The organism is Vibrio sp. OPT20, from assembly GCF_963889365.1.
Lineage (GTDB): Bacteria > Pseudomonadota > Gammaproteobacteria > Enterobacterales > Vibrionaceae > Vibrio > Vibrio splendidus.
Genome location: NZ_CAWPOA010000058.1, coordinates 511,407 through 536,779 on the forward strand (window position 1 = coordinate 511,407; position 25,373 = coordinate 536,779).

The 25,373-nt window shown below is 43.2% G+C and carries 25 protein-coding genes and 1 pseudogene; 15 read left to right on the forward strand and 11 right to left on the reverse strand.

Annotation, left to right across the window (positions count from 1 at the left end; translation table 11 throughout):
* The 3 genes from AACR09_RS14340 to AACR09_RS14350 form a co-directional block, all read left to right on the forward strand.
* A partial coding sequence (locus AACR09_RS14340; protein ID WP_228010606.1) for an MFS transporter occupies positions 1–951 on the forward strand: 951 nt, incomplete at its 5' end.
* A gap of 122 nt (positions 952–1,073) precedes the next feature.
* Positions 1,074–1,424: a hypothetical protein gene (locus tag AACR09_RS14345; RefSeq protein ID WP_004731829.1), complete on the forward strand. Its 351-nt coding sequence runs from the start codon at positions 1,074–1,076 to the stop codon at positions 1,422–1,424.
* Positions 1,425–1,761: 337 nt separating this feature from the next.
* Positions 1,762–1,896, forward strand: a complete 135-nt coding sequence (locus tag AACR09_RS14350; RefSeq protein WP_004731825.1) for a hypothetical protein — start codon at positions 1,762–1,764, stop codon at positions 1,894–1,896.
* Positions 1,897–2,050: 154 nt separating this feature from the next.
* Here the strand turns inward: AACR09_RS14350 and AACR09_RS14355 are convergent, their stop codons facing one another.
* From AACR09_RS14355 to AACR09_RS14365, 3 genes are all read right to left on the reverse strand, one after another.
* Positions 2,051–2,668 carry a glutaredoxin domain-containing protein gene (locus AACR09_RS14355; protein WP_004731823.1) on the reverse strand — a complete coding sequence of 206 codons (618 nt, stop codon included), beginning with the start codon at positions 2,666–2,668 and terminating at the stop codon, positions 2,051–2,053.
* Between the two features lie 68 nt (positions 2,669–2,736).
* Complete coding sequence (locus AACR09_RS14360; protein ID WP_102541323.1) at positions 2,737–3,627, reverse strand: DMT family transporter; 891 nt, start codon at positions 3,625–3,627, stop codon at positions 2,737–2,739.
* 154 nt (positions 3,628–3,781) lie between these two features.
* Positions 3,782–4,780, reverse strand: a complete 999-nt coding sequence (locus AACR09_RS14365; protein WP_102458126.1) for a porin — start codon at positions 4,778–4,780, stop codon at positions 3,782–3,784.
* Between the two features lie 376 nt (positions 4,781–5,156).
* Here AACR09_RS14365 and AACR09_RS14370 point away from each other — a divergent pair, with 376 nt between their 5' ends.
* Positions 5,157–6,170 carry a succinylglutamate desuccinylase/aspartoacylase family protein gene (locus AACR09_RS14370; protein ID WP_193835243.1) on the forward strand — a complete coding sequence of 338 codons (1,014 nt, stop codon included), beginning with the start codon at positions 5,157–5,159 and terminating at the stop codon, positions 6,168–6,170.
* A 334-nt stretch (positions 6,171–6,504) separates the two neighbouring features.
* Here AACR09_RS14370 and AACR09_RS14375 read toward each other — a convergent pair whose 3' ends face one another.
* The 3 genes from AACR09_RS14375 to AACR09_RS14385 all read right to left on the reverse strand — a co-directional run bounded on the left by AACR09_RS14375 (position 6,505) and on the right by AACR09_RS14385 (position 9,988).
* On the reverse strand, positions 6,505–7,224 hold the full coding sequence (locus tag AACR09_RS14375) for a DsbA family protein (RefSeq protein WP_193835244.1): 720 nt from the start codon (positions 7,222–7,224) through the stop codon (positions 6,505–6,507).
* Positions 7,225–7,351: 127 nt separating this feature from the next.
* Positions 7,352–7,921, reverse strand: a complete 570-nt coding sequence (locus tag AACR09_RS14380; protein ID WP_061022055.1) for a protein disulfide oxidoreductase — start codon at positions 7,919–7,921, stop codon at positions 7,352–7,354.
* Positions 7,922–7,924: 3 nt separating this feature from the next.
* A complete protein-coding gene (locus AACR09_RS14385) occupies positions 7,925–9,988 on the reverse strand; it encodes a protein-disulfide reductase DsbD family protein (RefSeq protein WP_193835372.1) in 2,064 nt (687 codons plus the stop codon).
* Between the two features lie 180 nt (positions 9,989–10,168).
* Here AACR09_RS14385 and AACR09_RS14390 point away from each other — a divergent pair, with 180 nt between their 5' ends.
* Positions 10,169–10,372: a hypothetical protein gene (locus tag AACR09_RS14390; RefSeq protein WP_061022053.1), complete on the forward strand. Its 204-nt coding sequence runs from the start codon at positions 10,169–10,171 to the stop codon at positions 10,370–10,372.
* A 575-nt stretch (positions 10,373–10,947) separates the two neighbouring features.
* Here the strand turns inward: AACR09_RS14390 and AACR09_RS14395 are convergent.
* Entirely contained in the window at positions 10,948–11,196 is a 249-nt protein-coding gene (locus tag AACR09_RS14395; protein WP_017077416.1) for a hypothetical protein, read from the reverse strand.
* A gap of 252 nt (positions 11,197–11,448) precedes the next feature.
* Here AACR09_RS14395 and AACR09_RS14400 point away from each other — a divergent pair, with 252 nt between their 5' ends.
* Together AACR09_RS14400 and AACR09_RS14405 are read left to right on the forward strand one after the other, a co-directional pair.
* Positions 11,449–13,053, forward strand: a complete 1,605-nt coding sequence (locus tag AACR09_RS14400; RefSeq protein ID WP_017081928.1) for a mechanosensitive ion channel family protein — start codon at positions 11,449–11,451, stop codon at positions 13,051–13,053.
* A gap of 398 nt (positions 13,054–13,451) precedes the next feature.
* Positions 13,452–14,285: a RecX family transcriptional regulator gene (locus AACR09_RS14405; protein ID WP_193835245.1), complete on the forward strand. Its 834-nt coding sequence runs from the start codon at positions 13,452–13,454 to the stop codon at positions 14,283–14,285.
* A 39-nt stretch (positions 14,286–14,324) separates the two neighbouring features.
* Here AACR09_RS14405 and AACR09_RS14410 read toward each other — a convergent pair whose 3' ends face one another.
* Positions 14,325–15,119 (reverse strand): response regulator transcription factor, encoded by a 795-nt coding sequence (locus AACR09_RS14410; protein WP_017077418.1) that lies wholly within the window; start codon positions 15,117–15,119, stop codon positions 14,325–14,327.
* Positions 15,120–15,377: 258 nt separating this feature from the next.
* On the opposite strand from AACR09_RS14410, the gene AACR09_RS14415 reads away from it, so the two are divergent.
* The 3 genes from AACR09_RS14415 (at position 15,378) to AACR09_RS14425 (ending at position 17,971) form a co-directional block, all read left to right on the forward strand.
* Complete coding sequence (locus AACR09_RS14415) at positions 15,378–16,295, forward strand: DUF3187 family protein (protein WP_416222635.1); 918 nt, start codon at positions 15,378–15,380, stop codon at positions 16,293–16,295.
* A 156-nt stretch (positions 16,296–16,451) separates the two neighbouring features.
* Positions 16,452–17,486, forward strand: coding sequence for a porin (locus AACR09_RS14420; RefSeq protein WP_193835247.1), 1,035 nt, complete (start codon positions 16,452–16,454; stop codon positions 17,484–17,486).
* Positions 17,487–17,659: 173 nt separating this feature from the next.
* Positions 17,660–17,971: a hypothetical protein gene (locus AACR09_RS14425; RefSeq protein WP_054541813.1), complete on the forward strand. Its 312-nt coding sequence runs from the start codon at positions 17,660–17,662 to the stop codon at positions 17,969–17,971.
* Between the two features lie 92 nt (positions 17,972–18,063).
* Here the strand turns inward: AACR09_RS14425 and AACR09_RS14430 are convergent, their stop codons facing one another.
* Entirely contained in the window at positions 18,064–19,911 is a 1,848-nt protein-coding gene (locus AACR09_RS14430; protein WP_193835248.1) for a M3 family metallopeptidase, read from the reverse strand.
* Between the two features lie 97 nt (positions 19,912–20,008).
* Between AACR09_RS14430 and AACR09_RS14435 the strand changes: the two are divergent.
* The 4 genes and pseudogenes from AACR09_RS14435 to dbpA form a co-directional block, all read left to right on the forward strand.
* Positions 20,009–20,122: pseudogene (locus tag AACR09_RS14435) on the forward strand (PstS family phosphate ABC transporter substrate-binding protein); the annotation flags it as partial.
* A gap of 167 nt (positions 20,123–20,289) precedes the next feature.
* Positions 20,290–20,883 carry a hypothetical protein gene (locus tag AACR09_RS14440; RefSeq protein WP_102459022.1) on the forward strand — a complete coding sequence of 198 codons (594 nt, stop codon included), beginning with the start codon at positions 20,290–20,292 and terminating at the stop codon, positions 20,881–20,883.
* A gap of 218 nt (positions 20,884–21,101) precedes the next feature.
* Positions 21,102–22,010: an aldo/keto reductase gene (locus tag AACR09_RS14445; RefSeq protein WP_193835249.1), complete on the forward strand. Its 909-nt coding sequence runs from the start codon at positions 21,102–21,104 to the stop codon at positions 22,008–22,010.
* A 149-nt stretch (positions 22,011–22,159) separates the two neighbouring features.
* The gene (gene dbpA, locus AACR09_RS14450; protein WP_193835250.1) at positions 22,160–23,539 is read left to right on the forward strand and encodes an ATP-dependent RNA helicase DbpA; all 1,380 of its coding nucleotides are present in this window, start codon (positions 22,160–22,162) and stop codon (positions 23,537–23,539) included.
* A gap of 84 nt (positions 23,540–23,623) precedes the next feature.
* Here the strand turns inward: dbpA and AACR09_RS14455 are convergent, their stop codons facing one another.
* Positions 23,624–23,797, reverse strand: coding sequence for a hypothetical protein (locus tag AACR09_RS14455; protein WP_017077429.1), 174 nt, complete (start codon positions 23,795–23,797; stop codon positions 23,624–23,626).
* Between the two features lie 302 nt (positions 23,798–24,099).
* Here AACR09_RS14455 and AACR09_RS14460 point away from each other — a divergent pair, with 302 nt between their 5' ends.
* Positions 24,100–24,936 carry a DUF6279 family lipoprotein gene (locus tag AACR09_RS14460; RefSeq protein ID WP_017092894.1) on the forward strand — a complete coding sequence of 279 codons (837 nt, stop codon included), beginning with the start codon at positions 24,100–24,102 and terminating at the stop codon, positions 24,934–24,936.
* Positions 24,937–25,006: 70 nt separating this feature from the next.
* Here the strand turns inward: AACR09_RS14460 and AACR09_RS14465 are convergent.
* Positions 25,007–25,373, reverse strand: a 367-nt coding sequence (locus AACR09_RS14465) for a 3'-5' exonuclease (RefSeq protein ID WP_228010609.1), incomplete at its 5' end; no start/stop codon positions are given.

Here is a 25,373-nt window from a genome sequence, read left to right on the forward strand (position 1 = left end):
ATTGGTACTGTCGTTTGTGTTGTTTTTTCTGACAACATGACGGCGCTAGAGGTTGGTCGCTTGTTGCAAGGTTTAGGGGCGGGTAGCGCCTCGGTTCTCGGACGAAGTGTGCTTCGCGACAGCTATGATGGCCCTCAACTGACCAAAGCGTTGTCTTATATTTCGATCACCGCTTCGATCATGCCGATCATTGCGCCCGTATTTGGTGGTTGGATTTCATTCCACCTAGGTTGGCAGGCGGTGTTCCTGTTTGTTCTATTGTATCTACTGGCAATATTCACTCTGGGTTACTTTGTGTTGCCTGAGACTTTGCCATATGGAAAGAGTCGCTTTGATGCCTGCCAAGTGGTGAAGAACTACGGACGCTTGTTGACTAACCGTCAAGTGTTGACCAGTGCCAGTTATAACTGGATGAGCTACATGGCAAGTTTGGTATCTTTATCGCTGTTTCCATTCTTAATGCAAGAGCAATTGGGGCTGACAGCTGCTGAATATGGGTCTTTGATGATAGTCCCTTCGGCTGGCTTATTGATCGGTAGCGTGGCTTTGAACTTGCTCAATCGTAGGTTTAGCACTCCGCAATTGATGAGCATAGCTATCATGATTATCTTGGCGTCGGGAACTTGGCTTCTTACTCATGAGTTATCCATCTTTAACTTAGTTTGGGCGTTTACTTGGTTGGCGATAGCGCAAGGTATCTCGTTCCCTCTATCGATCAGTATGTTGTTAGAACCTCATAAGAAGCAAGCGGGCGCAGTGTCGGCATTGTCAGGCTCAATTCAGATGTGCTTGGCGGGCTTGTTAGGAGGATATTTGGTGGAAAGTTGGGTGACAACTCACCTACAACTTGGCGTGTTCTATCTGATTATTGGTGCTTGCATGGGCACAGTACTTTGGTCTTCAACGAGAATGAATAAGAAAGCCGCAGCTATCGAAGTAGAATACAGTTAAACAGCTGAAGTAGAGTACAGTTAAGCAACTAGCTCGCTATAGTTCAGCGTACAGTCGTTAATACGTTGTATTTGTATGGATGGTTTTCTACAATACCTGCGTCCATTTAATAGGTAATAAACATGCAGCAAAATGAATTTGAAGTACTGGTAAAAGCTATCTGCGCACTAGATGGCCTGCCTCAAGCGCTTGAGCTATTGAAATCCAATGAGGATACAGAAGTCGCTGAGGCTGCTGGATCACTAACAGGTCAATTTGCGTTAGCTGAAGTAGAAGGCGAAAAGCGTATTTACCACGTGACGCTTCAAGAAAATGAACAAGGCGAAGAGCAAGAGTACATCGAACATGTCATGAATGAAGGCGATGACTTAATCAAATTTGCAGCTTGGTTCTTTGAAACTATGTTCGAATTAAAACAAAAAGACACATACCAAATTGCGGGTAAAACTTACAGACAGCCAAAGCGTAGCTAGTGTTTTAGTTACTGACTATTAGGCATTAGCGAATAATGCCCTTTTTAAGGTCAGTGTTTCTAAGCTAAGTATTTAAAAAGCAGCTCTCTTGGGCTGCTTTTTTTATGAATGTCTAAACCAATGTCTTGGATTGCAAATGGGTATGGTGAATCAAGGTTAGACGGACTTAACATTAACTCATTGATATAACGATACAATGCTGATTTACGCAGAGACAAGAATACGGATATTGCAATAGGATGAGTTACTTGCATTAAAGTGTGATTTAGATCTTGTTTTTAGGCGCTTTAAGTGTAGAATCCGCGCATAAGAAAATCGATTATGTGCGGAGATAAGCATGAATTACGAACTAGGCCACGCATACCTTGGTCAAATGGTAGCAAAAAACATGATGCACGAAGCATTGTATGGCAAGCCAAAGCCAAAAAAAGCATCATTCTTTAAGCGAATGATGAAGAAAATGGCGAAATAAGCATTTTCAAAAACGGAATTTAAAAAGGCCTTAAACTCGATGAAGTTTAAGGCCTTTTTCGTTTTAGCGATTAATGAAGATCATCGCTCGTTTTGTTGTGGATGGACACAAAAAACACGGATTAATTCACGATCGGATTTATAACTCAGTGAGTTTAGCCTGCCGATTGGTTGGACAGGTCGACAACGTTATTTGGAATGGTATCTAAACCATTTTCTTTCATCCATGCTTCTAAGTTGTCGGCTCCACCGATGTATTTACCATCGAGCCAGATCTGAGGAACGGTTACTGGTGTTTTCTCACCAATGTGCGCTTTGACCTCAGGAATCATGCGATACAAAGCTGCGCTGTCTTTTACGACATCGTGGTATTGGTATTCAACACCCGCTTCATCAAGCATTTTCTTTGCCTTAACACAGAATGGGCAGGTCGCTTTACCATAAACGATGTTGCCTTTTAGGCTGTCGCGTTTGGTCCACTCTTTGATCACGGATTGAACTAACACACCGCGGTTAAGCGCTTCGCCTTGGCTTACAACCTTGCCTTCAACAACAAGGATTGGAGCATGCCAAGAGCCCAGTTTTAGAGGCTCCCACCAGTGAGACAACCAATCTTTCACTTCCAGTTCGACATCGACATCTGATAACTCATTCTCAAAAGTATCCTTAAGAATGTCTTTGGTAAGGGTACATTCCCCACATGGGATATTAACTTTAAATGGACCCCAGCTGCCTGCCCAACGGTATAGTGTAATCTTGACTGGTTTCTTCATGGTTACGGCCTCGTTTGAATTCTCTTATCCATATAGAACGGACAGTTGAACTATTTATTTCACTAACCCTAAATTTTCTTCAGTTTTGACGGCTTTTTCGTTTCCCAGTGCGTTATAAATGCGACTGACGCAATAATAATAGCAGCCCCGAGCCATAAACGACCTGGTGGAACCCAGCTAAATACAATCCAACCTGCTAGGACATTTAGCGGTAATTTTGCGTGGTCAAAAGGTTGTACGAATGAAGCATCAGCGACTGAGTAGGCTTTTACAATTGCCCATTGAGCAAGTGCCGTCATAACACCGATGACAATTAAGATAGCCCAAATCATACCGCCGCTTGGAGTCTGCCAATCTGGCGCAGCAAGTAGGATGTTAAATGGTGTAATCAATAGTAAAAGGTAGACCACCATGGTTGAAGGACTGTCTTGTGAAGAGAGCTTTTTCACCATTAGTGAGTAGCATGCCCAAAAGAAAGCGGCGCCAATCGGTAGTAGCGTTGCCCAGTTAAAGTCTTCAGCCCACGGCTCTAGAATCACCATCGCACCCACGAAACCTGCTAAGGTCGCGCCCCAGCGAGCAGCTCCCACTTTCTCCTTGAGGAAAAGCCCTGAACCTATGGTTGCAAACAGTGGCGACGTCATGAGAAGGGCAATGCCTTGCCAAATAGGAACTGGGTAAGCCAGCGCCCATATCCAAAGTTGAATACCAATCACCGATAAAAACACACGGAATACATGCAACTTGAGGTTGTCGGTTTTTAGCGCGCGGCGAATGCCCAGCGTTTTCAGATAAGGAAGAATAGCGAACAACGCGATGGCGTATTGAATGACGGCAACGGTAGTAGAAGTAAGTCCGAAATGAATGCTAGCGATTTGAGTTAGGCTGTTAATGACGGCAAAGGCTAGGCCTGCGGTTAGCATCCAGCTAGCGCCTTGGATCGGATGGTGTTGTGACATGATGCTTCTAATTATTTGATGTGGTTCACCTATGATACGGATTTAGCACGACTTAACCAGAAAAAGCATTGATGAAGTTAGTCAGAATATTTGAATATGAAAAAAGGTTGAGCTATTGCCCAACCTTTTAGTCTGTATCTAAAGCCGATTTAGATTAGAAGTCGTAGCGTAGACCTAGACGAAGAGAATCTTCGCTTTGTGTCTCTAGACCCGCAACTTTTACATCGTCTAGGTTGTTTAATTGGTAAGCAACGTAAGTACGGATAGACTTGTTGAACTTGTATGTACCCGTTAGCTCGAAGAAATCAGCTGTATCTACAGTGATGTTCTGTGTCGCGTCTTTTTCTTGTTTTTGGTACAAAGCAGCCAATTCAAATTGATCGGTTAGTTTGTACTTAGCCGCAACTTCTACACCAGAGAACTCAGTCTTAGCTTTGTCGTCTAGGTCACCCATTGTGTAGGTTGCACCTAGGTATAGAGCATCCATTTTGTAGTTGATACCAGCAATTACAGCGTTTGCAGAGCCATTACCCGCACCATTGTCATTACCTGAGTAACCAAGACCAAAACCTAAGCCCATAGGCAATGTGTAGATACCAGAGATACCGTAACCGTCTGTATCTTTATCTTCGCCAGCGATTAAACTTGCCTTCAACGAAAGAGCATCAGCATCGTAAGCGTACACGAACGTGTTGTTAATCTGCTCGTTGCCCGCGTTAATGAAGGCTTTTTGGTCACCAGAGTAGATAGTAACATCCGACATTTCTGAGATTTGAGCAGCGGCTGTATCTTGACGACCTACCGAAACAGCACCAAAGTTACCTTCAAGGCCAGCGTACATATAGCGTTGTTTAAAGTTGTCAGTTTCATCGTTATCCGCTGAAGAATTTACGCCTTGTTCTGCTTCGTAGAAACCGAAACCAGATAGATCGCTAGTGATTTCAGTAGTACCGCCAACATTTAAACGCACACGGCTTTTATTTTTCATGGTTCCGTCGATTTCTTTACCGCCTGACCCGATGAAATCACCACGGAATTCCGCACGACCACCAATCTTAAGCTCAGTACCATCAGAGCTGTAAACTGTTGCTGCTAGAGAAGAACCTGAAACTAGTGCCGCTACCACTGCAGAAGCTAGAACTGCCTTTTTCATAATCACTTACCTTGTATTTTAAAATCCGTGAGCAATGTGCTCTCCGTTTCGATATGAAGCTAATTTAGAGCAGCTAAATTAAGCTTTCATTTCTATAAAATTACATTTTCGTGAATAGGGAACTTTTTAAGTGTTGATTTTATTGCACTTTTATTTCAATTGACTGAGTGGTTTGTGAATGGTTATACAACTTATCTGTTCTTGAGAGCTGACTTTCACAAGCTTCTATTTAGGAGACGTGATGATGATATACGTGAGTATTATGGGAAAGTCAGAGCTTGTTCATCTTATTAACTGTTTGTACTGATTAAGATATCCTCTATGATGCAAAAACTTAGAAGAGAATAGATTTTGCTCAACAAGATGGAGACGTTGGATGAAAACAGAGTACTTAGGCGATGTTTTACAAGGTAGGCAGGTTATTGGCTCCCTGAATGTTGAAGACCTACCCGTTGGAGAGCACCAGTTTTGGTTTCAAGTAACCAGTGATGGGCTGGGGCAACCCAAGAACATGCCGGTTTCTGTTTTCAAAGGCAGTCAAGCAGGTCCTAAGTTGATGATCACCGCTGGTATTCACGGTGATGAGCTCAACGGTGTGTTGGCTGCTCAGCAAATTATTAGAGACTTAGTCGGTAAAACTCTCAAAGGCACGGTCACGATAGTGCCTACTGTGAATTTGTCGGGTTTGCTTAACCACAGCCGCGATTTTATCTCTTCAGATCCGGGCTCTTGCCCTGCCAACCTTAATCGACTCTTTCCGGGTGATGCGAATGGCTTAGCGGCAGAGCGCTTTGTTGCGTCTTTGTGGGATCGGTTACTCAAACACAATGCGACATTCGCCGTTGACCTGCATACCCAAACTCGTGGCGCGGTCTACCCACTTTATGTTTTTGCTGACTACCGAATTGAACAATGCCTTGAAATGGCAAGGTTGATGACACCAGATTGTGTTCTCAATGATCCTGGCGATCCAGGTATTCTTGAAACGGTTTGGAATCGAAGTGGAATTCCGAGTATTACGGTGGAAGTGGGGATGGGTAAGTTTACTCAGCCTGATATGATTCAACGAGCCGTGGACGGTGTTTTTAATATGCTGTCTTACTACGAGATGCTTGATGGTGAAGACCCGTTTGAGGCAAAGCAGCTGCCAAGTATGGACTGGATAGAAGGCAACAACGTCGTATCTATCCGCGCAGACATAGGTGGCTTTGTGCTGCCTCGGGTCGAGCTTTTACAAAGTGTCGAACAAGATGATCTGCTCGCCATCCAATATGATGCGTTCGGTAATGAATGTCGTCGTTATCACGCACCATCTTCTGGTCGTGTACTCAGCTATAACGTGGATGCATTAAGGGAGCCGGGCGCGCTTGTTTGTCGCTTGCTGAGTTAAGCAAAAAAAAAGACCGAGCAGGCTCGGTCAAAGGACAGTTGTCTTGAGTTAACACGTCTTTGACTCATCGACAGAACTGCTTTTAGCGTAGCGAGGGTTAATTAAGAATCTATTGCGAGATGGTGACACTTCGACTTTTTTTGTTTCAAAACCATGACTTCAAAACCATGACTTCAAAACCATGACTTCAAAACCATGACTTCAGAACCATGACTTCAGAACTGTCGCTTCAAAGTGTTCTATTGTTTCGAAGCAATGAAAAAGCCGACTGCGGGTTGCGCGAGTCGGCTTTTATTCACTTCTCTTTCGAGTCTTTATCTCTATCTACGCACGATTAAAAAGCGTCATCCACGATATCTTTAAGTCGGTCGTAAGGCACATACCCTGGTAAAACATTTCCGTTCATCATCATGGTTGGAGTGCCCGTTAAGCCGAGTGCACTGAACGTTTGATGGTTAGTGGTTAGAACCTGGTTTTGTTCTTGAGTTGTTTTTAGTTCCGCCTCTGTTCCCGTCTTTTTGGCAACGGCTTCTAGTGAGCTTTTCGAGTGAATACCACTTTTGGCCATCAGTAATCTATCAACTTCAGGGAATGCTTCTGGGTTATCTTTCCATACTTTCATCGCGTATAGCGCCGCGTTGGTGTTTAGCCCCGCAACTTGTTGTTGCTTAAACGATAAGTACACGTTGATCACTTTAATGTCGCTGTTTTCAGAGGCTAATTGAACTAAGCCTTTTTCCAAGCGCTTACAGTAAGGGCAGTTATAGTCGGTAAAGTTAATGATGACCGATTTGCCATCCGGGTTGCCCGTGATTGGGTGAGCGTCATTGTTGTACAACCAATCACGGCTTCCTGCTTGAGCTTTCTTCGACTGTTCTTGCCCTGCTACGTACTGCTCTAGGCTGGTATGCAAGCCAGAGATCGTAGAAGGGTTCTCTTTCAGAAATTGGTTAATCTCTTCAAGTTGCTGGGTTTGTTCTGTGCTTAACTCAGCGAAGGCAGTGGTGCTCATTAGTGAGCCTAAAATCAGTGTACTAATCAGATGCTTTTTCATGCTATTTATTCTCTAATTCTTGATAATCGTGAGCGCTCATTGGGTCGCGCTCACGGAAATTCTGTTCGTTAAACGGGCTAAATCGAGTTATTCACCTTGCTTTGCTCTGTTTTTCTTTGTAAGCGAGTTAGGCAAAGTAGGTTCTCAACCAAAGCCCTATCGGGGAAGTAATGCCTGTTGCGATACTGCTGATCTTTCCATCTTTTATGATGACGATGCTTGGAGTGACATTAACGCCCCAACTTCTGCTGATAGATCCAGAAAGATCATTGATCACAGGGAAGTCATACTCTTTCGCCTCTAAGTAGCGCTGAACACGCTCGTCTGGACCAGACGATAGAGCGACCGAAACCACCTGATGGGAATCACTGAAGCTATTGACGGTTGGGCTTACAAATTTGCAGGCGCCACACCAAGTCGCCCAAAAATAGACAATGACTGGCTTACCATTTTTGCTTAGCTCGATAACATCAATATCTTCGCCTTGGAGCGATTGACCCACAATTGGAATCGCGTCGCCCTGAGGCATGCTTCTGCTGTGATAAAAGTCCATCGCAAATGAAACCACGCCAACGATCAATATCATTGAAACCAGTTCCTTGCCCCACTTCTTAAGACGACTTGGCTTTTTGGTTTCACCCTTTACAGCGCTGTCTTCAGTCGTGCTAGATTTATCTTCATTGTTGGGAGTCTTCATCCATTATCTCGCAGCGTCGATGGCTTGAACGACAGTGTCACTGTCGAGAATGACAGGCAGTGGAATACCGCTTTTATAGCTTGGGCCGTAGACGATATTAAATGGCACACCAAACCGACCATTACTTTGTAGGTATTGAGTGACACTTTCACTTGGTGTTGTCCAATCGCCTTTCATCAAAACAATGTCTTCTTGCTGTAGGTGGCTGTAGACAGGGTCTTGGAGAATGACGCCGATCTTGTTGGCCTTACAGGTAATACACCACTCAGCGGTCACATCGACAAATACCGTTTTGCCTTGCTCAACCAATTGAGGGATTTGTTTTGCATCTAGCTTTTGCCAATCGAGATCGTCAACAATCGGTGTCGCCCAGTTATCAGCGGTGACACTACCGACGATCAATGCAGCACCAAACACCAAGGTTGTGGTTGCGACAATAGGAATAAGTACCTTGCGGCCCAACTTACGGCCAATCCAAATCAATACTGTAATCACGATAAACAGTGACAACAGGATCGTCGGGAATTTACCAATGAATGGGCTCATTAGGCTTGTTAACCATAGACTGGTAATGAACATCATTAAGCCAAATACCAGCTTAACTCTGAACATCCATGCCCCAGGTTTTGGAAGCAGTTTTGTAAGACTCGGGAACAGCGCGAAAATCAACCAAGGTGCACTCATACCGATGCCGAGTGCGATAAAGATAGCCCACAACTCTTGGTAGCTTGCCCCAAGTGCATAAGCAACTGCGGTTCCTAAGAACGGAGCACTACACGGCGTTGCCAACAGCGTCGCAAACATGCCTTGAATAAAGTGGCCTGAATGTGAGTCATCGCCTTTGGTTGCCATCCAAGTGTTCAAGCTGGAAGGCAGTCTGAATTCGAATAATCCAAGTAGATTAATCGAGAACAGCAAAGTGATGATCAGCATGAACCCGATGAACCAAACATCTTGGAACTGGATTCCCCAACCAATCGCATTGCCACCCATTTTTAGAACGGTCATGCCAAGGGCTAGGAGTGCAAATGATGTAATGACACCTGACGCAGAAGCTAAGAATGAGAGTCGGATATGACGATTAGATGCGCCTTGGTTTTGGATGATGCTGTTTAGCTTCATTCCTAATACAGGCAGCACACACGGCATAATATTGAGGATTAAACCACCAATCAAAGCAAAGCCGATCATTGCAAGAAAACCGTTGTTACTTGCTTGATAAGCAATAGGTTCTGAGCCGACTTGAGCGGTCATCTCTTCGGCAAAATTAGTGTCTGAAACGGTGACACTAACGGTGCGATCCGTTAAGTCGACTTCGCCTATCCAGTTGCTGACGTCAAATACCGCGGTCATCGTATTGCCGGTGATGTGAACGCTTGGTTGAGCAAAGAAATCATCGATGACTTCTTTGCCATCGATCAACACCATCGGCTTATCCCAGCCTTCGTTACTGGTTAGTTGAGTGACCAGTTGTTGCTTGCTTTTGTCCCAAAATAGACCGTTCACTGAAGTCCGGTTCGCTTCTCTTGGAGATTGGCTCATGCCTTGGTTGAACAAGAACATCGCTTCTTCATCGAACTGCAATTGATGCGTGTCGATAGGGAGTTCGATGTCATAGTCAGTCAAAACACAAATATTGGTGCACGACGGGAACGAGAGAGAAGCCCTAAATACAGCAGGTTGCGTTTTGTCTTTCAACGTTAGGGTGACAGGAAAGCTTACGTGCTTTTTGTAGCCCAGCGTCATTACGTCAAGTTGTTCGTAGTATTTAGGGATCGGCCAATGCCAATCTACAGACTCTATATTAGTTGAATCAGACCAATCCCAGCTTGGCGGAATGCCACCTTCACCTGGGCTGCGCCAATAGGTTTTCCAGTCACCGTCGAGTGTAACGTCCAATACAGTTTGAACGGTACCGCCGTTATCCGACTGTTCACCCGTCGACATCATTCGCATCTTAACTGGTGGATGCTCAGGCACGCTTATCCAGCCCGTGGTTTGAGCCAGGGCGGTAAATGACGTCATGACTAAGATTGCAGTGACGAAAGCTTTTGCGCATGTGCGCATGCAGAATGCCAACGAATCGACAAACTTAGTTAGTAGTGTGTTGTACACAAATGTATCTCCAAAAAATAAATAGAAGGGTGGAATAGCCCGGTTATTTACTCTCTAAATATACAGTGCTTTAGGTGTAAGCGGTGTTTTGTCGGTCGAGTAGAGCGGTGGTTCTCTCCGGATAATCTCGAGATGTGCGGAGATAAGTTGAATGCAACAGCAATCATCAGAACGAAAGGGATCAGCCAGCCCGTTTTAGGTGCGGCAAAGGTCAGCATTTTTGAACTTAGACTACACGAGCTTGAATTGGGTGACGTTAACATTTTAGATGCTTCTAAACCGAAAATACTGGCGTATAGAGCGGCCATTTTTTCTGACGAAGCGATGTCGGTTTGAGGATTAGTGGTTTTTGTGTGAGTTTGCGCGTCAACTAGGATGGATTGACCATTAGCGGATGTCGATAACGATACTTTCTTTACGGCCAGAGTGCTCGCCAGGCAAGTTATGATAACCAGTCCGATAAGGAGAAGTGCCCAAAGCGATTGCTTTTGTTGGCGATTCTGTGTGGGTAAGAAAAGTAGCGATGTGTTCAGCAAATTAGTCAGTAATCTAATCAGTTAATAGTTAATAGTTAGTAGTTAGTAGTTAATAGTTAATAGTTAATAGTTAATAGCTAAAGCGAGCTCATTGAATTGTGGCTAGCTTAGATAAGTTCTCTTCGCGCCACAAGTCATAAAATGGTTAAAGTGAAACTATATATAAACGAGAGAAAATGTATATACACGAGAGACGATGATTAAACATGGACTCACGCGAATACGACATAGGGCTCTGGTTAAAGTTCACAATAACCGGCAGTTATAACTAATTTATTCTGTATCGATTTGTTTATTCACGATGAGGCTATGCAAAAAGCCCAACAGATCTTAGAGGAACTTATTGGGCTTAATCGTTGGTTTTATTGGAAAGGCTTAGTGAGTACGGCGAGGGCCATTACGTACCAAATCTTTACCATTTTCGAAAACTTCTTTGGTGATCCAGCGAGCGAGCAGAACTTTGTGGCTGCTGTTGAAGACAGCAACGAAGTGACGACCATCTGAATTATTGGTTGCCATGCCTACACCTTCAACGCCTTCAAGACCCAAACCGCCAGCTTCCACTGAGATTAGGAACTTTTCTAGTTCTTCTAAGGAATCGATAATATCAAGTTCGTTGTTCATTTCTATGCTCTCTTGCTGTTAGCTAACATCAGATTTAAGGCGTTTTTGTGCATGTGCTTAAGTGACGATATTGGCTGTTGTTCTTTGTTGGTTGCGTACTTTACAGGTCATAAGAGGGGATTGGAACTCTCAAATATTAGATACGTACTGATATTTTGTGAATTTTTAACACAACATACGTTTAAATGCTTGTTATCCATATTCTTTTTACTACTATTTAAGGGGTCAATTTGGACATTCATAGGAATTAACATGATAAAGGTTTGGCGTTGTCTATTTTTAATGTTGGCGTTTGTGGCATCAGGGAGTTTTGCACAAAGTGTCGATAAAATAGCAGAAGTACAAGACCAGCTAATGCTGGACCTAACAACATTAGAAACAGCGCACGATGCTGAGAAGCCGTTTCTAGAAGATATATTAAGACGAAAGAACCAAGCACTACGTAAAGAGATTTCCTCCCAATTATCATCCGATAAGAAGGAGGGCTTAGACGCTGTTCTTGCCCAACAGGTAGATCTTTTACAACATTTACTGTCATTGAACGAAGTTAAAATTGTCTCTATGAGCAAAGACAACCGTTCCGCTGAAGGTGATGCTAAAAAGCGTCTTGAATTGTTGATTCAAAAACGTATCGGAATGATGGATGATTACTATCAGCAACTCTCTAAAACCTTAAGTTGGTCAAAAGGTCGAGGCGTTGATGTATCGGCTGCGGAAAGTCAGTTAAAAACCGCATTGGTTTCTCGTTCTCAATATCTGACCAATGCGATCCTGTATACAGACACGCAGCGTCAAGATCTAGAGCGTCGCTTGTCTTTTGTTAGTGAAGACGAAAAGGCGACAATAAAAACTGAGTTAATACGTTTCAGCGAACGAACCAGTGTAATGGTTGCCAGCTTAGAGACAAGTATCTCTATGATGGCCCCGTTTGGTGTGGATGTCACTTCGTACAAGCGCATTCTATTAGCGACTACTGGGGACATTAACGCCGATGTGTTGGATGTCGATGTTGCACTGGATCTATTGGATAGCTGGCTTCGATCGTTCAGTTCATGGGCGTTTGACAACACGCCTTCATTTATCGTTAAACTCGCTCTGTTTCTCGGTATTTTATACGTAACTCGCCTTATTGCTAACGTGGCTCGTAAGACCGTTCGTAAGAGTGTCTCGCACTCTAAAATGGACTTTAGCGTATTGATGCAGGAGTTCTTCGTATCCATCGCATCTAAAGCGGTCGTGTTTATTGGTTTGCTTATCGCTCTGTCTCAAATTGGGATTGAGCTAGCGCCACTATTAACCGGTTTCGGTGTTGCGGGTGTCATTATTGGTTTCGCATTGCAAGACACACTATCTAACTTTGCGTCAGGTTTGATGATCTTGATCTATCGTCCTTATGATGTGGGCGACATGGTTAAAGTGGCCGGTGTTCAAGGCACAGTAAAAGACATGAGCTTAGTGTCGACGACCATTCAAACCATCGATAACCAACGCTTGGTGATCCCGAACAACAAGATTTGGGGTGACGTGATCAACAACATCACTGCAGAACGTGTGAGACGTGTTGATATGGTCTTCGGCATTGGTTACTCAGATGATATCGATAAAGCGAAAGCGGTATTGAACGACATCATTCTTGCGCACCCTCTAGTACTGAAAAAACCGGAGCATATGATCAAGCTTCATACCTTGAATACGTCTTCTGTTGATTTTGTCGTCAGACCTTGGGTTAAGACCGATGACTATTGGGATGTGTATTGGGATGTGACGGAAACCGTGAAGAAACGCTTCGATGAAGAAGGTATCACGATCCCATTCCCTCAACGAGATGTGCATATTTACAATCACGAAGAGAGCTAAGCGAAAGAGTTAGTACGAGAAGTAATTGCGAATAGAGCTATTACGAAAAAAGCTAATACGAAAAAGCTAAGCATGGCTTAGAGCCATCATTCTTAATGTGATATCAAATGGACGCTGAATAAGCGTCCATTTTTATTGGCTTCCAGTTTATACCAATCACAGTAAGTAAGTGATCAGAAATAGCGCAGGAAAAAGGCTTGAGAACAAGGCAGAACTTTTTAATAAGTAGTTATTCTACAATCAAAAGTTCTAACGCAGTTATCGAGCGTTTTAACCAGCTAGGGTGAACAGTTATTTACTACGATTGGTATTATATTGAGCTTCATTCTTTTATGTCACTCAACCGCCTTAGAATTACGTTATGATGGGGTAGGCTTAGTTTGGACAGTTGAAAGCGAATGGATGATTCACAGCAAAAAACGAATAGTAAAAATACAACGGTAAGAAAAGCAACACGAATTGAAAGCGTCATGAACTCTGCGATGTGGCACCTAACCCAGAGAGATATGACGGAAAGCGAGTTGGTTGCGAAGCTCAAAGTGAAAACCGACAATCAAGAATGGATCGATGAAACTCTAGGGACACTGAAAGGCTTCGGGTATCTCAAGTCTGACCAAGTGTTTGCAGAACAATTCGTGGAACAAGCTTTTTCTGGTGAATTCGGTTCTCGATACATTGTCGAAAAATTGAAAAAGAAGGGCCTGACGGACTCAGTGATTTCTGATGCAATCCATAAAGTGTCGTTCGAAAAGTCTATTGATGAACAGACCATCCTGATAGACCGCATCAACCATTACTATACAAGTTTTACCATGAGCCGTGAAAAGCTTGTCGCGACCCTGCAAAAGCGTGGTTTTAGCTACCAGCAGGTGAAGGTAGCGATTGACCAGCACACGCAGTCGCATGAACTGAAAAGTAATATTCAAATTAAGGCAGAGAAAGCTGATTTGGAAAAAGAGGTGCTTAAGTATGCTCGTAAAGGCAAAGGCTTGACTGCTATTCAGCAAGAACTTAGACAGCGACAAATCGACACTAGTGAACTGTCATCGCTCATCTACCGATTGATTAATGAAGAGCAACTGGATTTCTATTCTTCTTGTTTAGAACAGTTGCAGAAGAAATCATATGACCTCAACGATCATAAAGAACGCTCCAAGGCTTATGCGATGCTAAGTCGAAAGGGGTTCTCTTCAGATGAAATCAAATTTGCTCTGAGTGAAGGCAATGAATAACAACCAACATTATGCGTAAAGAGTGTACATAGCCTTGCTTTAACGTGTCGTGTGTAGGTTTTCTGTAAGACCTAGGCCATTGCGTAAGGCGAATTGAATCAGGTCATTGTGGCTGTTTAAATCGAGCAATCCAAGCATTCTGTATTTATGCGATTCTATCGTTCGAGAGCTAAGGTGGAGCTGTTCTGCACACTCTTTTGCACTAAACCCTTGAGCAATGAGAGCCAAAACCTTGGTTTGTTTTTTGGTGAGTAATAATAGCTTCTCACTATCATCTGCAAGCCGATTCTCATTTTGTTTTAGTGTCCTCGCTAGCGTTGAGTGCTGCCAATAACAGAGCCAAAGTTCACAGACTAACTTTAAGCGCTGGATGTCTTCGAGGTCGAAGGTGGTTTCGTTGTCGTGAAAGTTAGTAAAAGACAATGCTCCCCAGCGTTGGTTAAACAGTTGCAAAGGAATGATGCAGTGCCATCTTCCCCCTTCTTTATAGATCTTCTTTAACACATAGTTTTTGGTTGAAACGAGTTCGTCACTGGTAAAGGTGAGATATGTTTCATTGGTTTTTAATAGCTTTAGGTAATCAAGGTAGTTACCGCCAACCAAACTTTTCTTATCGACAGGAGGTATGTTTGCTTTGGATACTGAACAAGTTTTCCCGTCTTCAAGTAAGACCATTGAATTCGGGTATAGCGTTAAACGATCAATCCCGAACCAATCGAGTACGTCAAAGCTTGCTTCTGACCACGTTGTTTGAAAGTTTTTAGGATCGCTATTAATAAGAGAGGTTGATTGTTTCATTAATAGCTGTTCAAAACTTAGGCTTAAAGCAGACACGTTTTTCCTTTCTCGATACATTCATTAGGTCAATACTCAGAAGATATTCGTTCGAGTGGCTCAGTGCAAGATAAGATTCTTATATATATCATAGGTTCTATTTTTAAGTTTTTTATAACTCTTAGTTCTAGATTGTCGAATGATAAGCAGTACATTTACTGCATTAATTGAACGGTGTTTTTTAATAAGATCGGGCATTTCTATAACCGAGTAAACACTGTGAAAAGTTTGAGGACGTTACTGCCTATTTCAGTCTCTATGTTGAGCTTTTTTCATCCGACTACACATGCAAATAATGCTCCAATGTTTGTGTATGCTCAGTCACCCATTCATTCAAATGTACTTTCAACACAACTTCGCTCCGCTCAACCTAATCGAGTGGGCACCATTGAGTTCAAGTCTTCTTATACTCAGGCCAGTATTTGGGCGCACACGAGTGCGTATTCGCTCGACTATTATCAAAACCAGTCAAATATTGCGGTTCAGTGGCAAGCTTCACCTGTCTGGAAAACCGAGCTGGATTACCGAGTTTTGACTGCAAAAGATAATGGCTTAGACAGTTTTGTGATGGGGTTTCATGACCTGTTTCGCATTGGACAAAACGGGCGTGATGAAGTGGCGGAAGATCAGTTCACCATGGATTTTCATAATGCAGGTGTGCATGTATCTGATTTTGAAGGTGATGATTTAACCAACGCGCTGACGTTCTACAATGAGATTCTGCTTTATTCGAGGGGGCCAATGTCGTTCTCTGCTGGTGGCTCTTTGTTTTACAACAATGTAAGAAGTGGGCAGTTTGCGAGAACCAGTTTTGAGCAAGGCGTTCAGCTTAACTACAGCTATATCACCCCAAGACACAGTGTTTTTTCAACTATTGGTGTTGTGCATCGAGATAGCGATGTGTATGTCGTTAGTCTTGAAAGCTTCAGCGCAAGTTGGGCGATTGGGTATGAGTATCGGTTGAATCAACGCCATAGCTTATTGATTGAGTCTCTAAACTACCAAGGCTGGGCGACTAATGACCCGGACTTTTCTGAACCTTCTAATGAGGTCGTTTTGGGTTATCGCTACCGCTTCAATCAACTCGCAGTTGAAGCGCTGATGATTGAGAACATCCGTAATATGGATAACAGCACGGATATAGGTTTTACACTCGGGTTACGTTTTTCAATATAAAAGGCACATTAATATATTCTTATTTCATGAAATTCACCAAAGCTATAAAATTTTCAGTAAATTTACGGTATATCAATAACGTGTTTTTTTGAACAATAGCGCCACTCCAAAAGGCCGGACTAACAAGGCCGAATCAATATATAGGTAGTGGTTATCATGAAAAAGACATTAGTAGCACTTGCGATTGCGAGCATTTCAAGTTCAGCTTTCGCTGTAAGCACAAGCAGCCAAAACAGCCAAAACGAAGACATGTTTGCATTCGATTCAATGCACAAAGATCAATTCTCAGTATCAGGCTCTTTCGGTGTTGGTGGTTACTACGATACTGGCTCTAAAGCGTTCTACGATGACTGGGCAACAGGCCTTACTCTTGCAGTTAACTACCGCAACAACCGTATTGTTGGTTACTTCGAAACTGACTTAATGGTGAACTACACAACAGACAACAATGTATCTGCGAATGACGCAGCAACAGCTGGTTGGACAAACGGTATCGATACTGGTCCTGCAACAGATGTAGATAAAGCATGGTTAGGTTTCGATACTGGCTATGGTATTGCTTCATTCGGTTGGGAAAACGACACAGCACTAGACAAAGTGGATGGCGCTGGCGATAACACTTACGAGTTTGGCGCTTCTGCTGGTGATGCTTCTGACGGCTTCAATGTTGTTAAATTCCAAGGTGCGACAAGCGGTATCGCTTACGGTATTTCTTACTTTGAAACAGGTGATGATCATAATGATGCGGATAAAGGCATTAATGGTTACATCGGTTTAGAGCAAGAGGTATTCAACCTATACGCTGGTTATGAAGCTCGTGATGACGATGCTGACTTCGAAGTTTACACAGTAACAGGTAACGTAAAAGTTGGTGCTCTTAAACTGGGTATGAACTCTTGGGTTGAAGAGAGTGATTCTGCTAAGAACACAGGCTACTACGTTTCAGGTGGTTACACAGTTTCTGAAGACCTAACAATCGCAGCAGGTTACGCGTCTAGCAACAATGAACTTGATGGCCACGCAGATGTAGATGCTTCTTACATCAACATCGCGGCAATGTACCGTATTGCTGACAACGCTGACATGGGTATCGATATCAAGCAAGACATCGATGGCGCGCGCATTGGTTCAACTAGCGCACAATACGACGAAGAAACACACGTATTCGCAGCGGCTTACTACTACTTCTAAGAACTTGAACTCTTCAGAGTTTAAGAGCTTCTAAGACATTTGATGGTAATGGTGTAATAGCTTGCCCGGTCGTTACACCATGTTCTCTTCTTTTTGCAGTGTAAGCATCCACAGATTGATATGTGGTTTGTCACTCAAGTGCTACGAGTGGAATTATTATCTGGAGAAATGTAATGATTAAAAGCATTACAGCCAAGGGTGTTATTTATGGAAATGATACCCTGTTTACGTGTAAACCGAATCGTAATGGACTATTTGAATTGGCGCGTAAACATGGAAGAGTCGCAGGTACCCGCCCACAAGATCTCAAGAACAAGGTTTATGCTGAATCTCTTGATGAAGCTTGGAATCTACTCAAAACAGAGAAGTTTTATATTGTTTTGACGGGGCAAGTATTTGGCATTCATCGAAAATCATTGCGAAGTGCTGATTCTGTTGATGTTGAGTTTGATACTGAAACTCGCTCGACATGTGTCACGGCATAGATCCAACGCTGAATATAAAAAGGACGATAAATTATCGTCCTTTTTTCGTTTGATTTTTTGGTTCAACCTTGCTTACTGATGTTCAGCACCCGTTATCGACCGTATTGCCCAACAATGAATTTCTCAAACTCATCACACATCTGATGATTTGATTTGTCATTATTCGCCAACTCGGTTGCCCCATCAACGATTGATATCTTCGCATTCAAATCAGAGACTGATGCACGTTCTCTTGTCGACAGTTGTTTGATTTTTTGCTCCTCAATCGCCCAAGCTTCCTCTGGCGATAAGTTACACTCGTCAGCGAGGTATTTGGCATTAAAACCTTCCCCAGTCAGGCTTTCGATTGTCCCATTATGATTCACGCTATTGCCTTGGTGCCAATAGTGCTCAGCTAACAAAGGGCCGATCTCTGGGTTATCCGTTAGGTAGCCAAACTTATCGGTGAAATACGCACGAGTTTGATACACCGCCATATGAGCCAGCAGGTAACCTTGATACGCGCAAGAGGCTTCATCCGACAATAGATGCGGGATCGCCATTAATGGGCGAGGGCTACAAGCTAATCCAAGAATCGTTTTCTCACTGCTACGAGCAAGAGCAGTGATCTTTTTCGGTGTCAGATCTTCATCCGCCAATTCGTAAAGTGCTCGCTCGAAATACGGAACCACTAAAATGCTGCGTTCTTGATAAGCTCTGAAGGGCTGTTTGTTATCGATGATTGCTTTGATTAACTCGTCAGGTACTGCTTGGCCATCTGCATTAAGCGCGTATTGTTTGAGCCAATCGGCGTCATTCAACAAGCTGTCACAGAACATGGATTGGGTTTCGGCATAAGCCATCGAGGTTGGTGCAAACTCTTGAGAGAAACACGGTGCGTTCATTTTTACGTTAGCAAAATGTGCAGCATGACCCCCCTCGTGAAATAGTGTGTTGATGCCATCATAGCCGCTGCCAACTTGATCGGGCTTTGCGTTGCTCGTGAAGTTAACTTGAGCCGCTACCCAAGTGTCTTGGTCGTAGAAAGAAGGGATAGGGCCATGGCAGAAGCCATTAGGGTACTTACCTTTGCGATCAAGTAGATCCAATTTTAATGTCGCTTGAGAGTATTCGATGTTTAGGCGACCAAAAGATTCGATCCAGCGTCGAAGTGACTTTGAGAATGGAACATAAGGATCAAGATCATTCATAACGTCACCTGCAAAAGAGTAGGTAAAGTTATGGGCTTGAAGTGCATTCTCGCCTTTCTGCTCAGCCAAATTGGTTAGACTTTGCTGATGGCTATCGCGTGTACGTGCTTCGAAGTCGTCAAAAATCGTAAACAGCTGCTCTGTCGTCATCTGTTCGGTTTTAACCACCGAGTAATCAAAGAAGGTTTTAAAACCCAGTGATTGAGCAAATTGGTTACGTTTTTTGATCAGTTCAATGAAGCCGTTAGCCAGCAGCCACTGTTCTAAATCTAATAGTGCTTGATGTGCAGAAAGCCTAACTTGTTCATTACCATTACTTCTAACGGCTGAACCTAAAACGGGCAGTGACCCTTCTGTTTCGTCGCCTGTTTCATTTACGTAAGTCATCACATGATTTTGTTTTTTCTCAAACAGTTCAGCCTCAAACTTTATGAGTTCGGCTTTAAGCTTCTGTGACTGCTCAGACTCAATAGCGTGAGATCTAAAGGTCGCTAACCAACCATTCAAGCCTGTTAGCGTACTCTCTTTTTCTAGGGGATCTTGAATTTTATCGATAGCAGCTAGTTGCGTTTCGATAGCAGCAATCTGTTCGGCAGAGCTTAGAAATTCAGTCCACTGAGTCTGCGCGAGTGTCGAGCCATCGTGGTCGTCACTGATCCCCATATATGTATCCCAAAAGAAGTCTTCTTTCGCTTTATGAGTCGCAAGATACTTTTGATTCAATTGATTGAGATAGTTCGTTGCAGTCATGACATTCCTTGAAAATTAACCAGTAATTTCAACATTATGACACATTCATTGAATGTACTTTGTGATGTTGCATATAGCGGAATGTAAATTACATGGCTATCAAGGCGTGTTGAACCAATACGGTTTCATCAGTTTGCCGCCAGAAGCTATTCAACGAAATAAAGTAAGGCTATCCCTTGAAGAACCAGCTATTGAAGGTGGGTATAAGTGATTCAAATATCGTGATGTAATCGTGAAGGATTACGTTATTCGGTGATGAATTTATCTAGCGGGCATGTATGCTCGTTTTTTTTCGCCTAAAGTTTGCGACTCGAGCAGTTGTTTGTCGATTGGTCACGTATAATAGGTGATTCATACCGCGCGAAATAAGCACAATTAATGAGAACTCTTCATATCTTAATCCTTCCTTTGTTATTGTCTCTGAATTCCCTTTCATTTTCTGCGCAAGCGAGTGAAAGCTGGTGGTTTCGAACGGTATTCAATAGCAGCCCAATTCCACCGAGTTCTCAAAACTATATTAACGATATCGATCTCATGGATTGTGGCGAAGTTGAAGGCGCTCTGTTGTGCAGTGACTTAACCCAATATTACGATTTGGATGTTTATGTTGAACTGGAGTTGGGTGACTCAAGCGTCGAAGTGGTTCGACTTAACCTGCCATATTCGAACCTAAGTTACACAAAGCTTCAGGCTTACATTCGTCAAGATGGCTTTGCGCTCAGCTCTATTCGCATTGGAGAGGATGAGTTCGATGTCTTCGCTCAACTTGAACAAGCGAAACGTGAGGGCGTTGGTTACGATAAGGTAGATAAACAACTCGTCGAATTCATTAATGCACCACATCATTCCTCTGAGCAAATGAGTTTATGGAATGTGCCTAGTTCTTCCTCATCTTCTTCTCGTTCGTCAGCTCCTTGGATTCAGCTGCATAGTGATGGTGACAACTTAACGGTTGAACTAAATCGTCTTTAATTGCTCAAATTTATAGATGGTTTCGTCATTCATTAGAGTCAACAAGCCTTTTGGGAGAACGGCTGAGGGGCAGACAGCAAGCTATTATTGATTTTAGTGTTCGTTTTTCTGCGGCTCTCACATTTTTTAGTAAGCGTTTACCTTTGCCATTTGTTATACGTTGAGCCTTCGGTAAAACGAGCTTAGGATACGTTCAGTATTGATAAAGGAGACAACCCATGGTTGCAAGAGTAACGACAGCGCCACAAGGCCCAGAACTCTCTGAGTTGGTGCAAGGATACTGGCGTACAGCAGAGTGGGGTATGACCCCGCAACAACGCCTGACTTTCCTGAAGCAGCACATTGATCTGGGCATCACAACTGTTGATCACGCGGATATTTACGGTAACTACCAATGTGAAAAGTTGTTTGGTGAAGCATTAGCGCTTGAGCCAAGCCTTCGTGATGATGTCCAAATCGTCACCAAGTGCGACATCAACTTGTGTGGTGACCACACTCCTGATCGCAAGATCAATCACTATGACACCAGCGCGCATCATATTTACCAGTCAGTAAATAACTCTCTAGAGCGTTTGGGTGTAACCGAACTTGATGTATTACTGATTCACCGCCCAGATGTACTGATGGATGCGGATGAAGTAGCAGAAGCGTTCGCTGAACTGCATAAAGTGGGTAAAGTGAAGCACTTCGGTGTCTCTAACTTTTCACCGCGCCAGTTCGACTTATTGCAATCTCGACTAGGTAAGCCACTGGTGACAAACCAAGTTGAAATCAACCCATTGAACTTCGAAGTGGCTCATGATGGCACGTTGGATCAACTACAGATGAACCGTATTCGTCCAATGGCGTGGTCTTGTCTCGGTGGTGGTAGCATCTTTAGTGGCGATTCAGCGCAAGCGATTCGCGTTCGTGATGAACTCGAAACGATTCGTCAAGAAGTGGGTGCAGATAGCATCGACCAATTGATTTACGCTTGGGTTCGTCGTTTACCATCTAACCCGATCGCGATTATTGGTTCAGGTAAGATTGAACGCGTGAAGACGGCGGTTGATGCACTGACAATCGAGCTGACTCGCGAACAATGGTATCGCGTATGGGTTGCTTCTAAAGGTCACGGTGTGCCATAGGCAGCGATTCAAAATAGAAGCAAAAGCCAGCTAACAAAGCTGGCTTTTTTGTGTTCGCCTAACATGTTTCTTCAAAACTGTGATTAAGGTGGAATAATTTTCAAAAACACTCATAATGCACTCTGTTTTTCACCAGTTGGATATTTCCATTGAGCACTTCAAAATTCTCTTCAATCGCCCTTAAACCTGAGCTTCTAAATACGTTAGATTCTCTTGGTTATACTGAAATGACGCCTATTCAAGCGTTAAGTCTTCCTACTATTCTGGATGGCAAGGATGTTATCGGTCAGGGTAAAACGGGTTCAGGTAAAACAGCTGCCTTTGGTTTAGGCGTGCTGCAAAACCTACGCGTTAAGCGTTTTCGTGTTCAATCTTTAGTGTTATGTCCGACTCGTGAGCTTGCAGACCAAGTAGCAAAAGAGATCCGTACTCTTGCTCGTGGCATTCACAATATTAAAGTGCTGACACTATGTGGCGGTATGCCAATGGGCCCACAAATTGGTTCATTAGAGCATGGCGCACATATTCTTGTGGGCACTCCTGGTCGTATCCTGGACCACCTAGAGAGAGAGCGTATTGACCTGTCTGAGTTGAACACACTTGTGTTAGATGAAGCCGATCGCATGCTGGAAATGGGTTTCCAAGATGCACTAGATGCTGTTATTGAAGCAGCACCAAAAGATCGTCAAACGTTATTGTTCAGTGCAACTTTCCCTAAACAGATTAAATCTGTTGCAGACCGCATCATGAATAACCCTGAAATGGTGAAGGTTGAATCAACGCACGATCACTTAAGCATCCAACAACACTTTTACGAGGTTGAAGGTACTGAAGCTCGTGATGACGCACTAGAGCTAATGCTTCTTCATCATCAACCAGAGTCAGCGGTTGTGTTCTGTAATACTAAGAAAGAAGTGCAGAACGTAAATGATGAGCTAAGCCACCGTGGTTTCAGTGTTATCGAGCTCCATGGCGACATGGAACAGCGTGAACGTGACCAAGCTTTGGTTCAGTTCTCAAACAAAACCATCTCTATCTTGGTTGCAACCGATGTTGCCGCTCGTGGTCTTGATGTTGATAACCTTGATGCAGTGTTCAACTTTGAGTTGTCTCGCGATCCTGAAGTACACGTGCACCGCATCGGTCGTACTGGTCGTGCAGGAAGCAAAGGTGTCGCAATTAGCTTCTTTAGCGAAAAAGAGATGCACCGTGTTGCTCAAATTGATGAGTACATGGATATGCCAATCGAACCGTCTCAGTTGCCAGCTAAACCAATCGCTAAGCCGTACTACTCAAACATGGTAACCATCCAGATTGATGGTGGTAAGAAAGCGAAACTTCGCGCAGGCGATATCCTTGGTGCGTTGACAGGCCAAGGCGGTATTGATGGTAAGTCAGTAGGTAAGATCAACTTGTTCGCGATGCGTGCTTACGTTGCTGTAGAAAGATCAATGGCTAAGAAAGCATTAGGTAAAATCGAATCAGGTAAAATGAAGGGTCGTCAATTCCGCGCCCGAATTCTGAAGTAATTCGAGATTGTCTCCCTTTACTGCTAAGTCACGCTAGTGATAATGCAGTAAAGGGTGTTCCACAGTCAGTAACGTATCAAATGTTTATTCATCAGGTCTGATCGAATAGAAATCGTTGATATGTCTTCCTTCGCTAAGATACCAAGTCATCGCTTCCTGTCGATTATTAGCGGATATCGTAATTGTGGTTAGTCTTCCATCGTCAAAATAACAAAGCTCGTACTCTAACTCGCTTGTATAATGAGGAGTAGCGGCCATAGCTTACCTCCCAAATATTAATCATTTGAAAATAAATAAACCATTCGTTTATAGGGTTCGTTTACATCAAATGAGCAATAAAAATTAAGTTACATCACTGCCATTAATTATTTTTAGTTTAATCATTTGCCGAAATAGCTAGATTAGCAAGTCTGAGTCTCAATTTATCTCAAAGTTTTTACAGCCACTGCTTATTAAGGCTACTTTTATAAGAGCTAGAACTAGCGTTATAAGAACTAGAGCTAACCTTAAAAGGGTGAGTTAATGGATTGTGTATTTGCTGAATATCGTGAGAGGGTTAAATGAGAAAGTGTCGATGGTTAGTCTTATTAGTCTGTTTTGTATTCGCTGGTTGCGGGACTAAATTTGCCTACAACAATATAAGCTGGTTTGCGGTTAGCTATATTGAAGACTTTGTTTCTCTATCCAACAGTCAAGAAGCAGAACTCGAAGAGCGCCTCGACTTATTACAGCAATGGCACAAAGAAACCCAACTTCCGCTGTATATGTCGCAACTGCAAGCGATTCAAAACCTAGACCGTTCTGATATGAATTCTGCTTTTATCATTGATCAAAGTGAACAAACTAAAAATCATATTCGCTCGATCGTTAATAAGTTCGCTCCAGATATTTACGCGTTAAGTATGCAGCTTACCCCAGAGCAAGATAACGAATTCTTAAAGAACTTTAGGGAAAAGCAGCAAGAATATTACGAAGAAAGATTATCACTGAATGATGAAGATTCGAGAGAGCGTTATCGAAGTCGAATTGAAGATCGGTTAGAGCGATGGCTCGGGTCGGTATCGAAAGAGCAAAAAACGATTATTTTGACGTGGTCTCAAGAGTGGGTAAATACTAACGACAGCTGGCGACAATATCAAAATAATACGTATCAAGACCTAACGACACTTATGCAGAAGAAGACCGATTTACATATTGCACAGCCAATTATTATGAAGCTACTTTTGAACAATGAAGATTATTATCCGCAAGAGCTAGAGTCTAAGCTTGATAAGAATATGCAGACATCAGCGAAATTCTTGGTGGATATCGCGGCAGCGAGTAGTGATAAACAATGGGCTTATTTCATGAATGAGTTAGAGAGCCTCAAGTCAACGCTGGTGACACTGCAGGAGTAGGGTAGCTATATTAAGGCTAGTGACTGTTTGCTACTAGCCTTCTGACAAACCCTAAACCGAATGCAGAGAGTTAGCCTCTGTTACTCATCAGCAGCTTTGGAATCGAGCCTTTAGCTGTCTTAGATATTTTTTGCATCAATTGAAAGCTCGGCTGTTGAATACCGTGATCACTTTGCAGTTCATCAATCATCAATAACCATAACCGTGCTGTCATTTCTGAATCGGCTAACGCTCTGTGGAAAGTACCGTCGTTGTCGATATTTTTGAAACGCACAAGGTCGCCTAGCTTATGAGTCGGTGCGTCTTGGATGAGACGGCGAGCAATCAACATTGAGCAAGCGAACTTGCCTGTGTAGTCTCGGCCAATAAAGTCTAATTCCGCATCGAGAAAGCGCTTATCAAACGACGCATTGTGAGCAACAAGTTGGCTGCCTTGG

Coding starts and splice junctions, on each gene's coding strand:
- AACR09_RS14345 (WP_004731829.1), top strand. CDS start 1,074: ATGCAGCAAAATGAATTTGAAGTACTGGTAAAAGCTATCTGCGCACTA.
- AACR09_RS14420 (WP_193835247.1), top strand. CDS start 16,452: ATGAAAAAGACATTAGTAGCACTTGCGATTGCGAGCATTTCAAGTTCA.
- AACR09_RS14440 (WP_102459022.1), top strand. CDS start 20,290: ATGAGAACTCTTCATATCTTAATCCTTCCTTTGTTATTGTCTCTGAAT.
- AACR09_RS14430 (WP_193835248.1), bottom strand. CDS start 19,911: ATGACTGCAACGAACTATCTCAATCAATTGAATCAAAAGTATCTTGCG.
- AACR09_RS14445 (WP_193835249.1), top strand. CDS start 21,102: ATGGTTGCAAGAGTAACGACAGCGCCACAAGGCCCAGAACTCTCTGAG.
- AACR09_RS14365 (WP_102458126.1), bottom strand. CDS start 4,780: ATGAAAAAGGCAGTTCTAGCTTCTGCAGTGGTAGCGGCACTAGTTTCA.
- AACR09_RS14385 (WP_193835372.1), bottom strand. CDS start 9,988: ATGCGCACATGCGCAAAAGCTTTCGTCACTGCAATCTTAGTCATGACG.
- AACR09_RS14460 (WP_017092894.1), top strand. CDS start 24,100: ATGAGAAAGTGTCGATGGTTAGTCTTATTAGTCTGTTTTGTATTCGCT.
- AACR09_RS14360 (WP_102541323.1), bottom strand. CDS start 3,627: ATGTCACAACACCATCCGATCCAAGGCGCTAGCTGGATGCTAACCGCA.
- AACR09_RS14370 (WP_193835243.1), top strand. CDS start 5,157: ATGAAAACAGAGTACTTAGGCGATGTTTTACAAGGTAGGCAGGTTATT.
- AACR09_RS14375 (WP_193835244.1), bottom strand. CDS start 7,224: ATGAAAAAGCATCTGATTAGTACACTGATTTTAGGCTCACTAATGAGC.
- AACR09_RS14355 (WP_004731823.1), bottom strand. CDS start 2,668: ATGAAGAAACCAGTCAAGATTACACTATACCGTTGGGCAGGCAGCTGG.
- AACR09_RS14405 (WP_193835245.1), top strand. CDS start 13,452: ATGGATGATTCACAGCAAAAAACGAATAGTAAAAATACAACGGTAAGA.
- AACR09_RS14390 (WP_061022053.1), top strand. CDS start 10,169: ATGTGCGGAGATAAGTTGAATGCAACAGCAATCATCAGAACGAAAGGG.
- AACR09_RS14395 (WP_017077416.1), bottom strand. CDS start 11,196: ATGAACAACGAACTTGATATTATCGATTCCTTAGAAGAACTAGAAAAG.
- AACR09_RS14455 (WP_017077429.1), bottom strand. CDS start 23,797: ATGGCCGCTACTCCTCATTATACAAGCGAGTTAGAGTACGAGCTTTGT.
- AACR09_RS14400 (WP_017081928.1), top strand. CDS start 11,449: ATGATAAAGGTTTGGCGTTGTCTATTTTTAATGTTGGCGTTTGTGGCA.
- AACR09_RS14415 (WP_416222635.1), top strand. CDS start 15,378: ATGTTGAGCTTTTTTCATCCGACTACACATGCAAATAATGCTCCAATG.
- AACR09_RS14425 (WP_054541813.1), top strand. CDS start 17,660: ATGATTAAAAGCATTACAGCCAAGGGTGTTATTTATGGAAATGATACC.
- AACR09_RS14350 (WP_004731825.1), top strand. CDS start 1,762: ATGAATTACGAACTAGGCCACGCATACCTTGGTCAAATGGTAGCAAAA.
- AACR09_RS14380 (WP_061022055.1), bottom strand. CDS start 7,921: ATGAAGACTCCCAACAATGAAGATAAATCTAGCACGACTGAAGACAGC.